The 10,732-nt window shown below is 71.1% G+C and carries 8 protein-coding genes; 4 read left to right on the top strand and 4 right to left on the bottom strand.

The genetic code is table 11. The annotated features are described in order from the left end of the window. Positions 1 to 715 (bottom strand): transcriptional regulator (locus GA0115233_RS38365; RefSeq protein ID WP_093725186.1); only part of this gene is annotated, 715 nt, incomplete at its 3' end. A 275-nt stretch (positions 716 to 990) separates the two neighbouring features. Further along, positions 991 to 1,893, bottom strand: coding sequence for a ribokinase (locus GA0115233_RS38370; protein WP_093725188.1), 903 nt, complete (start codon positions 1,891 to 1,893; stop codon positions 991 to 993). A 160-nt stretch (positions 1,894 to 2,053) separates the two neighbouring features. On the opposite strand from GA0115233_RS38370, the gene GA0115233_RS38375 reads away from it, so the two are divergent. From GA0115233_RS38375 to GA0115233_RS38385, 3 genes are all read left to right on the top strand, one after another. Next, complete coding sequence (locus GA0115233_RS38375; RefSeq protein WP_093725200.1) at positions 2,054 to 2,419, top strand: hypothetical protein; 366 nt, start codon at positions 2,054 to 2,056, stop codon at positions 2,417 to 2,419. Between the two features lie 42 nt (positions 2,420 to 2,461). Beyond that, positions 2,462 to 4,702: an SF1B family DNA helicase RecD2 gene (locus GA0115233_RS38380; RefSeq protein ID WP_093725190.1), complete on the top strand. Its 2,241-nt coding sequence runs from the start codon at positions 2,462 to 2,464 to the stop codon at positions 4,700 to 4,702. Positions 4,703 to 4,947: 245 nt separating this feature from the next. Beyond that, on the top strand, positions 4,948 to 6,237 hold the full coding sequence (locus GA0115233_RS38385; protein WP_093725192.1) for a citrate synthase: 1,290 nt from the start codon (positions 4,948 to 4,950) through the stop codon (positions 6,235 to 6,237). Positions 6,238 to 6,917: 680 nt separating this feature from the next. On the opposite strand, the gene GA0115233_RS38390 is transcribed toward GA0115233_RS38385, so the two are convergent. Both GA0115233_RS38390 and GA0115233_RS38395 read right to left on the bottom strand, forming a co-directional pair. After that, positions 6,918 to 9,164: a heavy metal translocating P-type ATPase gene (locus GA0115233_RS38390; RefSeq protein ID WP_093725194.1), complete on the bottom strand. Its 2,247-nt coding sequence runs from the start codon at positions 9,162 to 9,164 to the stop codon at positions 6,918 to 6,920. Positions 9,165 to 9,186: 22 nt separating this feature from the next. Then, a complete protein-coding gene (locus tag GA0115233_RS38395) occupies positions 9,187 to 9,402 on the bottom strand; it encodes a heavy-metal-associated domain-containing protein (RefSeq protein ID WP_093725196.1) in 216 nt (71 codons plus the stop codon). Positions 9,403 to 9,500: 98 nt separating this feature from the next. Here GA0115233_RS38395 and GA0115233_RS38400 point away from each other — a divergent pair, with 98 nt between their 5' ends. Continuing rightward, positions 9,501 to 10,700: a cation:proton antiporter gene (locus tag GA0115233_RS38400; protein ID WP_093725198.1), complete on the top strand. Its 1,200-nt coding sequence runs from the start codon at positions 9,501 to 9,503 to the stop codon at positions 10,698 to 10,700. Positions 10,701 to 10,732: the final 32 nt, after the last annotated feature.

Raw genomic sequence — 10,732 nt, forward strand, 5'->3', positions numbered from 1 at the left:
CGGTGCCGCGCGCCGGGTAGGCGAGCTGCGGCGGGTCCGGCGGCGACACCCGCGTGAACAGACCGGGCCCGGCGAACACGGACGGCACCAGCACCAGTTCGGCCCCCGGCCGGGGCCCCCGCCCGCGCTGCCGCAGCCGCAGCGTGGGGCCCTCCCAGCGCTCCAGGGAGTGCAGGTCGTTCAGCAGATACGCGGTGCCGTGCTCGGCGAGCTGCCGGGCCCGGTGCATCACATCGGCGTCCAGCACGGCCCGGACGCGCGCCCAGTACGGGGCGAGCGCGAGCTGCCAGTACGTCTCGATCTCCTCGGCCACCTTCGGCAACTGCGCCTCGGGATCGTCGTACAGGGCCCGCAGCCGGGGCCCCAGCGACAGCCCCTGCTCCCGTTCCAGCCGCACCAGGTCCCGCCGCACCCGCTCGGCCGGCACCTGCCGGAGCACGGCCAGCTCCTCGGCGAGCGTCGGCGTCGGGCCGGCCGGGGCCGGATTGAGGAAGTCGGGCACGTACCCGTCGCAGGGTACCAGCTCGGCCAGCCGCTCGCGGTCCAGCCCCGCCGCGGTCACCCGTGGACGTACCTGCTCCATCCAGGGGCGGTGCACCGCGTGCGCGAGCCCGGCCGAGAGCAGCCGGAAGCTCGTCGCCACCTCCCACAACGGAGACACCGCGAACCGAAGTCCGGCCGGGTCCCCACCCGGCCACACCAGTTCCGCCTCCATGACCACTACCCCCCACTGGATTTCTGGCCACGGTCCCAATATTGGCGGTGAGCCTATCGTCGGAACCCCGGTTCCGGCACGGTTGTCCAGCAGGTTCTCCCCGCCGGAAAAAAATTCCGCGGAACCGTGCAACCCTCCGCGGGGGTCGCGGGTCGTACTTGGCGTCGGAACTTCTTGGAGGGGGATCTGGGGGGATCGCGGGGGGTTCTGACACGGAGGGGGAGAAGCCGAGGGGCCCGGTCGACGGACCGGGCCCCTCGAAGCATGTCCGGGACCTACAGCGCCTCGACCTCGGCCGCCGTCGGGAACGACCCCTGCGCCCCCTCCTTCGTGACCGCCGCCGCGCCCACCCGGGCCGCGTACCCGGCCGCGTCGGTCAGCGAGGCACCCGAGCCGAGCCGGTAGGCCAGCGCGGCCGTGAAGGCGTCACCGGCGCCGGTGGTGTCCACCGCGGCCACCTTCACGGACGGAATGCGGGTCATGCCCTCGGCGGACGCCACCAGCGCGCCCTCCGCGCCCAGCGTGACCACCACCGAACGCGGGCCCTTGGCCAGCAGGATCCCCGCCCAGTCCTCGGGCCGGCCCCCGACCGCCGCGTCGCCGAGGACGACCTTCGCCTCGTGCTCGTTGACGATCAGCGGGTCGCAGGCGGAGAGCACCTCCCGGGGCAGCGGGCGCGGCGGTGAGGGGTTCAGTACGAACCGGCTGCCGTCGGCCAGGTTCCGCACCACCTCCACGACCGTCTCCAACGGGATCTCCAACTGCGCGGAGACCACCCGCGAGGCCTGGAACAGGCTCGCCGCGGCCCGTACGTCCCGCGGCGCGAGCCGGGCGTTGGCGCCGGGCGAGACCACGATGCTGTTGTCCCCGGACGGGTCCACGGTGATCAGCGCGACCCCGGTCGGCGCCCCGCCCACCAGCACGCCCACCGTGTCCACCCCGGCCCGCCGCTGCGAGTCCAGCAGCAGCCGCCCGTACGCGTCGTCGCCGACCCGCGCCAGCAGCGCGGTCCGCGCCCCCAGCCGGGCCGCCGCGACCGCCTGGTTCGCGCCCTTGCCGCCCGGGTGCACGGCGAGATCGGAGCCCAGCACCGTCTCACCGGCGCCGGGCCGCCGCTCCACACCGATCACCAGGTCGGCATTGGCGGATCCCACGACCAGAAGGTCGTAGTCGTCCATGAGTTCACTCCCCGCTCGCGTCGATTCGAGATCCCTGTCCACGGCGTCCCGCCCGCGTACAGCCTGCCGCATCCGACCCCCTGCCGTGGTCGCGCTCCACGCCGGAGGGGGCCAGGCTGGAAGGAGGGACGCTCGGGGACACCGAGGGGAAGTGACCGTCATGACTGCTGTGACCAGGGACGGCGCACCGGTCGCCATGGAGGGCGGCGGAGTGGAACTGCGCCTGGAGCCGATCGGCGGCGGTATGTCCGTCGGCTTCGTCCGCCTGCCCGAGGGCACCGACCTGGGCCCCGCGTTCAAGGGCCTGCCCGGCGACGCCTGCCAGTGCCCGCACTGGGGCTATCTGAAGAAGGGCCGACTGCGGATGGTCTTCGAGGACGGCGAGCGGGTGTACGAGGAGGGCTCCGCCTACTACTGGGGCCCCGGGCACGTCCCCGTCGCCCTGGAGGACTGCGAGTTCGTCGAGTTCTCCCCGACGGAGGAGTTCACGAAGGTCATCGACCATGTGAAGGCACAGGTCGGTTGAGGACCCCGGCCCGCTGTCGTACCCGGACGGTACCGTCGGATCATGTCCAATCCGGCGGTGATCGAAGGCGTGCTGGAACGCATCACGTACGCCAATGAGGAGAACGGCTACACGGTGGCCCGCGTCGACACCGGACGCGGTGGGGGCGACCTCCTCACGGTCGTCGGCGCGCTGCTCGGCGCCCAGGTGGGGGAGTCGCTGCGGATGGAGGGCCGCTGGGGCTCGCATCCGCAGTACGGGCGGCAGTTCACCGTCGAGAACTACACCACCGTCCTCCCCGCCACCGTGCAGGGCATTCGCCGCTATCTCGGCTCAGGGCTGGTCAAGGGCATCGGGCCGGTTTTCGCCGACCGCATCACCCAGCACTTCGGCCTGGACACCCTCAGGATCATCGAGGAGGAGCCCAAGCGGCTCATCGAGGTGCCGGGGCTCGGTCCCAAGCGCACCAAGAAGATCGCCGACGCGTGGGAGGAACAGAAGGCGATCAAGGAGGTGATGCTCTTCCTGCAGAGCGTCGAGGTCTCCACCTCCATCGCGGTGCGCATCTACAAGAAGTACGGCGACGCCTCCATCTCCGTGGTGAAGAACCAGCCCTACCGGCTCGCCGCCGACGTCTGGGGCATCGGCTTCCTCACCGCCGACCGCATCGCCCAGTCCGTCGGCATCCCGCACGACAGCCCGGAGCGGGTCAAGGCGGGCCTGCAGTACGCGCTCTCCCAGGCGAGCGACCAGGGGCACTGCTACCTCCCCGAGGAGCGTCTGATCGCCGACGCGGTGAAGCTGCTCCAGGTGGACACCGGCCTCGTCATCGAGTGCCTCGCCGAGCTGTCCGAACCGGACGAGGAGAGCGGCGACCCCGGCGTCGTACGGGAGAAGGTCCCCGGGGAGCACGGAGAGCACGGCGAGCCGGTCACCGCCGTCTACCTCGTCCCCTTCCACCGCGCCGAGCTGTCCCTGTCCGGCCAGTTGCTCCGGCTGCTGCGCACCGAGGAGGACCGCATGGCGGGCTTCCGGGACGTGGCCTGGGACAAGGCGCTGGCCTGGCTGAAGGACCGCACCGGAGCCGACCTCGCGCCCGAGCAGGAGGCCGCGGTCAAGCTGGCGCTGACCGAGAAGGTCGCCGTGCTGACCGGCGGCCCCGGCTGCGGCAAGTCCTTCACCGTCCGCTCGGTGGTGGAGCTGGCCCGCGCCAAGAAGGCCAAGGTGCTGCTGGCGGCCCCCACCGGCCGCGCCGCCAAGCGCCTGGCCGAGCTGACCGGCGCCGAGGCCTCCACCGTGCACCGCCTGCTGGAGCTGAAGCCCGGCGGGGACGCGGCCTACGACCGGGACCGCCCGCTCGACGCGGACCTGGTCGTGGTCGACGAGGCCTCGATGCTGGACCTGCTGCTGGCGAACAAGCTGGTCAAGGCGGTCCCGCCGGGCGCCCACCTGCTGTTCGTCGGCGACGTCGACCAGCTGCCCAGTGTCGGCGCGGGCGAGGTCCTGCGCGACCTGCTCGCCGAGCACAGCCCCGTCCCGGCGGTCCGCCTCACCCGTGTCTTCCGTCAGGCCCAGCAGTCCGGCGTGGTCACCAACGCGCACCGGATCAACGCCGGACAGCACCCCGTCACCGACGGCATGAAGGACTTCTTCCTCTTCGTCGAGGACGACACCGAGGAGGCCGGCCGGCTCACCGTGGATGTCGCCGCCCGCCGTATCCCGGCCAAGTTCGGCCTCGACCCGCGCCGGGACGTCCAGGTGCTCGCGCCCATGCACCGCGGACCGGCCGGCGCCGGAACCCTCAACGGCCTGCTCCAGCAGGCCATCACCCCGGGCCGCCCCGACCTGCCGGAGAAGCGGTTCGGCGGCCGCGTCTTCCGCGTGGGGGACAAGGTCACCCAGATTCGCAACAATTACGAGAAAGGGGCCAACGGCGTCTTCAACGGCACCGTCGGTGTGGTCACCTCGCTCGACCCGGTCGACCAGCGCCTGACCGTGCTGACGGACGAGGACGAGGAGGTGCCGTACGAGTTCGACGAACTGGACGAGCTGGCGCACGCGTACGCGGTGACCATCCACCGCTCACAGGGCAGCGAATACCCGGCGGTGGTGATCCCGGTCACCACGGGCGCGTGGATGATGCTCCAGCGCAATCTCCTCTACACGGCGGTCACCCGGGCGAAACGGCTGGTCGTGCTGGTCGGCTCGCGCAAGGCGATCGGCCAGGCGGTGCGCACGGTCTCCGCCGGGCGGCGCTGCACGGCGCTGGACTTCAGGCTCGCACCACGCGCGCTGGAGGGCTGAGTGCCAGGCTCTCAGCCCCCGAAACGGAGGGGTGAGTGAAATTTGATCGATCAAACGAGTCGCAAAGGTCACAGAGCCCTTCCGGTTGCCGGGGCGGAGGGGGCAGGATGAGCAGGTTGGCGGCACTGAGTGCCGTCAATAAGCCCAATGGTCGACCCCGAGTGCACTCTCCTGCGCCAAATGGGGGATGGTAGAGACAGTCAGGGCAACCTCGAAGAAGAGGCACAACGTCGGTGAGGGAAGACGTGAGCGACAACTCTGTAGTACTGCGGTACGGCGACGGCGAGTACACCTACCCGGTGATCGACAGCACCGTCGGTGACAAGGGCTTCGACATCGGCAAGCTCCGCGCCCAGACCGGTCTGGTGACCCTGGACAGCGGCTACGGCAACACGGCCGCGTATAAATCCGCCATCACCTACCTCGACGGCGAGCAGGGCATCCTCCGGTACCGCGGCTACCCGATCGAGCAGCTGGCCGAGCGCTCCACCTTCCTGGAGGTCGCCTACCTGCTGATCAACGGCGAGCTGCCCACGGTCGACGAGCTCAGCACGTTCAAGAACGAGATCACGCAGCACACCCTGCTGCACGAGGACGTCAAGAACTTCTACCGGGGCTTCCCGCGCGACGCCCACCCGATGGCGATGCTGTCCTCGGTGGTCTCCGCCCTGTCGACGTTCTACCAGGACAGCCACAACCCGTTCGACGAGCAGCAGCGCAACCTCTCCACCATCCGTCTGCTCGCCAAGCTTCCGACGATCGCGGCCTACGCCTACAAGAAGTCGGTCGGCCACCCGTTCGTCTACCCGCGCAACGACCTCGGCTACGTCGAGAACTTCCTGCGGATGACCTTCTCGGTGCCCGCGCAGGAGTTCGAGCTCGACCCGGTCGTGGTCTCGGCGCTGGACAAGCTGCTGATCCTGCACGCCGACCACGAGCAGAACTGCTCGACCTCGACGGTCCGCCTCGTCGGCTCCTCGCAGGCGAACATGTTCGCCTCGATCTCGGCCGGTATCTCCGCGCTCTGGGGTCCGCTGCACGGCGGCGCCAACCAGTCCGTGCTGGAGATGCTGGAGGGCATCCAGGCCAACGGCGGCGACGTCAACTCCTTCATCACCAAGGTGAAGAACAAGGAGGACGGCGTCCGCCTGATGGGCTTCGGCCACCGGGTGTACAAGTCCTTCGACCCGCGCGCCAAGATCATCAAGGCGGCGGCGCACGATGTCCTCTCGGCCCTCGGCAAGTCCGACGAGCTGCTGGACATCGCCCTGAAGCTGGAGGAGCACGCCCTCTCCGACGACTACTTCGTCTCGCGCAACCTCTACCCGAACGTGGACTTCTACACGGGTCTGATCTACCGCGCCATGGGCTTCCCGACGGAGATGTTCACCGTCCTGTTCGCCCTCGGCCGGCTGCCGGGCTGGATCGCCCAGTGGCACGAGATGATCAAGGAGCCGGGCTCCCGCATCGGCCGCCCCCGCCAGATCTACACGGGCGTGGTCCAGCGCGACTTCGTCCCGGTCGAGGAGCGCTAGCACCTGCCGGTGGGGGCGCCGGGCTCGCCACCTGAGGAGCGTGGGCGGCTGCCGGCCGGCTCCGGCCGGTCGCGCAGTTCCCCGCGCCCCTGGGTGGGAGCAGCTCGCGGCGCCCGTCAGCACCCGGTGATCTCAGCAAGCGAAAGGCGCCCTGGCGCCGGTCCCCCCACGGGCCGACGTCCAGGGCGCCTTCCCATGTCCCGGTGCGGATTCCCCCCACGGGATCCGGCCGGGCGTCTGCGAGGACAGCGCCTGAATCGCTGTTGTTCGGTACTGCGTTGAGCAGAACGAGCAAAAGTTCTCGTACTACTCGGTGTGCGGTCTGCCGGGACAACGCACGCTCGGGAGGGCCGCTCAAAGCTCCCCGGTGTGCGTGCCCCGGCAACGCATCTCTGAGGAAGTCCCCCAAGACATCCCCAGATGCCAGTTCGCGCCCCCCAAGACGCTCACTGACATCGCCAACTTAGACCTTCGAACCCCTTCGATGGTTACGTTCACATCACTGTGATCTGCGTCTCTTGCATATGTCCGTTAGATGCGCAAGAGCCCCGATCAACCGAACGAGACCCAAGCGTAAGGATGATGCGCGAGCCTTGTGAAGAGCTTATGTGAGGCTCGCGTCGGACTCCAGAGGACCCCCGCCCTCCGCACCGGCTAACTGCCGGTAACTTCCGCCGTCTTCAGCCGAAGGATCGCAGGCGCAGGCTGTTCGAGACCACGAACACGGAGGAGAACGCCATCGCCGCCCCGGCGATCATCGGGTTCAGCAGCCCCGCCGCGGCCAGCGGCAGCGCGGCCACGTTGTATCCGAACGCCCATACAAGGTTTCCCTTGATCGTGGCAAGGGTGCGCCGGGACAGCCGGATCGCGTCCGCCGCCACCCGCAGGTCCCCGCGCACCAGCGTCAGATCGCCGGCCTCGATCGCCGCGTCCGTGCCGGTGCCCATGGCCAGTCCCAGATCGGCCGTGGCGAGCGCCGCCGCGTCGTTGACGCCGTCGCCGACCATGGCGACCGCGCGGCCCTCGGCGCGCAGCCGCCGTACCGCCTCGACCTTCTCCTCGGGCAGTACCTCGGCGATCACCTGCTCGATCCCGACCTCGCGCGCCACGGCCTCGGCGACCGCCCGGTTGTCCCCGGTGAGCAGGACCGGCGTCAGCCCGAGCGCGCGCAGCTCGCGCACGGCCTCGGCGCTGGTCTCCTTGACGGTGTCGGCGACCGCCAGCACGGCCCGCGCCGATCCGTCCCAGCCCACCACGACGGCCGTACGCCCGTCGCTCTCGGCCTTCTCGCGGGCCCTGGCCAGCTCCTGGGGCAGCTCGGCGAACAGACGCCCCACGGCCACCTCGCGGCCCTCCACAAGGCCGCGTACGCCCCGCCCCGGCACGTTCTCGAAGTGCTCGGCCCGCGGCAGCTCCCCGACGCGCTCCTCGGCGCCCACGGCGACCGCGCGGGCCACCGGGTGCTCGGAGGCGTGTTCCAGGGCGCCCGCGAGGCGCAGCGCCTGCCGCTCGTCGGTGCCCTCGGCGGTGTACACCTCGTGCAGGGTCATCCGGCCGGTGGTGACGGTGCCGGTCTTGTCGAGGACGACCGTGTCGACCCGGCGGGTGGACTCCAGCACCTCGGGGCCCTTGATCAGGATGCCGAGCTGGGCGCCGCGCCCGGTGCCGACCATCAGCGCGGTCGGGGTGGCCAGGCCCAGGGCGCAGGGGCAGGCGATGATCAGGACGGCGACGGCCGCGGTGAACGCGTCGACGGTGTCGCCGGTCGCGCCCAGCCAGCCGCCGAAGGTGGCGACCGCGAGCACCAGCACGACCGGCACGAAGACGGCGGAGATCCGGTCGGCGAGCCGCTGCACCTCGGCCTTGCCGCTCTGCGCCTCCTCCACCAGCCGCGCCATCCGGGCCAGCTTGGTGTCCGCGCCGACCCGGGTGGCCTCGACGACCAGGCGTCCGCCGGCGTTCACGGTGGCCCCGGTGACGGTGTCCCCGGCCGCCACGTCGACGGGCACGGACTCCCCGGTCAGCATGGAGGCGTCCACGGCCGAGACGCCCTCGACGACCGTGCCGTCGGTGGCGATCTTCTCGCCGGGCCGCACCACGAACCGGTCCCCGACGGCCAGCCGGTCCACCGGGACGCGCTGCTCGCGCCCGTCCCTGAGGACGGCCACGTCCTTCGCGCCCAGCTCCATCAGGGCCCTGAGCGCCGCCCCCGCGCGCCGCTTGGCGCGGGCCTCCAGATAGCGGCCGAGCAGGATGAAGGCGACGACCCCGGAGGCCACTTCGAGGTAGATCGACGAGGCGCCGTCCATACCGCCGACGGTCAGCCGGAAGCTCTCCCGCATCCCCGGCATGCCCGCGTCGCCGAAGAACAGCGCCCACAGCGACCAGCCGAACGCGGCCAGCGTGCCGACCGAGACCAGGGTGTCCATGGTCGCGGCGCCGTGCCGGGCGTTGGTCCAGGCGGCGCGATGGAACGGCAGTCCGCCCCAGACCACGACCGGCGCGGCGAGGGTGAGCGCCAGCCACTGCCAGTTGTCGAACTGGAGCGCGGGGACCATGGAGAGCAGCACGACGGGCGCGGCGAGCAGCGCGGAGATCGTGAAGCGCTGCCGCAGGGCATCGGTCTCGGGGTCCCGTTCCTCGGCGACCGCGGCCTCGTCGGCCGGGGCGGGCTCGGGCGGCGGGGGTTCCTCGGCCGTGTACCCCGTCTTCACGACCGTGGCGATCAGGTCCGCCACCTCGACCCCCGCCGGATAACTGACCCGCGCCTTCTCGGTGGCGTAGTTGACGCTGGCGGTGACCCCCTCCATCCGGTTGAGCTTCTTCTCGACGCGGGCCGCGCAGGAGGCGCAGGTCATCCCGCCGATGATCAGCTCGACCTCGGAGACGGGAGCTATCGGGGCGGTGGGGCCGGAGGTGGTGGACATGATCGGGGGCTTTCCTCGGGTCTCAGGCGACGCCGACGAGCTCGAACCCGGCCTCGTCCACGGCGGCCCGTACGTCCTCCTCGCGCAGCGCCTCGGCGGAGATCACGGTCACCTCGCCGGTGGAGGCGACGGCCTTCACGGAGCTGACGCCGGGCAGCTCGGAGATCTCGCCGGAGACGGCGCCCTCGCAGTGTCCGCAGCTCATCCCGCTGACCTTGTAGACGGCGCTCACGCTCATGTTGCACTCCTCGTCGTGGCATGTGGGGCTCACGGGGTCCACGAGGGATCCCGCTCTCCACGGTATACCCCTATGGGGTACTACTCCAAGGAGGGTTCATGTCGCAGACCGGGACGCTCGTCCTGATCATGGCCATCGCGGCGGTGGCGCCGTTGCTCGCGCATGCGGTGGGCCGGTGGCTCCCGGTCCCGCTGGTCATCTTCGAGATCGCGCTGGGCATCCTGGTGGGCCCGGACGTCCTCGGCTGGGCGGGCAAGGGCGAGACCGTCGACACCCTCGCCCACCTGGGCCTGGCGATGCTGATCTTCCTGGCCGGGTACGAGATCGAGTTCGACAGGGTGCGCGGCGACACCCTGCGCCGCTCGGCGGCGGCCTGGCTGATCGCGCTGGCCGTGGGCCTGGGCCTGGCGACCCTGATCTCCGGCTTCGACCGGGGCGTCTACCTCGGTACGGCGCTGACCAGCACCGCCCTGGGCACCGTACTGCCGCTGCTGCGCGACGCGGGCCGGCTGCGCACCCGGTTCGGCGCGGTGATGATGTCCTTCGGCGCGCTCGGCGAGTTCGGGCCGATCATCGCGATCACCCTGCTGCTGAGCGGGCGTTCGCCGGGCCGCTCGACCATCGTGCTCGGCGTGTTCGCGCTGCTGACGGCGCTGGTGGTCTGGTGGGCGACGCGCCCGCGCTCGGCGTGGTTCACCCGGGTCGTGGAGACCACCCTGCACACCAGCGGCCAGTTCGCCGTACGCCTGGTGGTGCTGCTCCTGGCCCTGATGCTCGGCCTGGCCGAGGAACTGGGCCTGGACACCCTCCTCGGCGCCTTCGCCGCCGGGGTGATCACCCGCCTGGTCCTGCACGGCTCGGCACCGCGCAGCGCGGAGTGGGTGATGCGCAAGGTCGAGGCCATGGGCTTCGGCTTCCTGGTCCCGGTCTTCTACGTCGTCACCGGCATCGAGTTCGACCTGGCCGCCCTCCTCTCCGGCGGCCGCCCGCTGCTGCTCCTGCCGGTGTTCCTGGGCCTGTTCCTCGTCGTCCGGGGCGTGCCGGTGTACACCCTCGCCCCGCCCGACCTCGACCGCGACGACCGCGGCGCCCTGACCCTGTTCGCCTCCACCGCCCTCCCCCTGGTCGTCGCCATCACCGCCATCGGCACCGACGCGGGCACCCTGCCCACCTCAGAGGCGGCGGCCCTGGTCGGCGCGGCCATGCTCTCGGTCCTGCTGTTCCCCCTCTGCGCCCTCCGCCTCAGGGGCACCCGCCCGCCGCAGTGGCAGACCTCGAAGGAACCGGAGACCTGGTGAGCGGGAACGGCCTAGCCTTCGCCCGGAGGAAA

This window comes from Streptomyces sp. DI166, assembly GCF_900091315.1.
Lineage (GTDB): Bacteria > Actinomycetota > Actinomycetes > Streptomycetales > Streptomycetaceae > Streptomyces > Streptomyces fuscus.

Excerpts from the sequence above, each read along its gene's own strand:
- GA0115233_RS38380 (WP_093725190.1), top strand. The coding sequence starts at position 2,462 with ATGTCCAATCCGGCGGTGATCGAAGGCGTGCTGGAACGCATCACGTAC.
- GA0115233_RS38395 (WP_093725196.1), bottom strand. The coding sequence starts at position 9,402 with ATGAGCGTGAGCGCCGTCTACAAGGTCAGCGGGATGAGCTGCGGACAC.
- GA0115233_RS38390 (WP_093725194.1), bottom strand. The coding sequence starts at position 9,164 with ATGTCCACCACCTCCGGCCCCACCGCCCCGATAGCTCCCGTCTCCGAG.
- GA0115233_RS38400 (WP_093725198.1), top strand. The coding sequence starts at position 9,501 with ATGTCGCAGACCGGGACGCTCGTCCTGATCATGGCCATCGCGGCGGTG.
- GA0115233_RS38375 (WP_093725200.1), top strand. The coding sequence starts at position 2,054 with ATGACTGCTGTGACCAGGGACGGCGCACCGGTCGCCATGGAGGGCGGC.
- GA0115233_RS38370 (WP_093725188.1), bottom strand. The coding sequence starts at position 1,893 with ATGGACGACTACGACCTTCTGGTCGTGGGATCCGCCAATGCCGACCTG.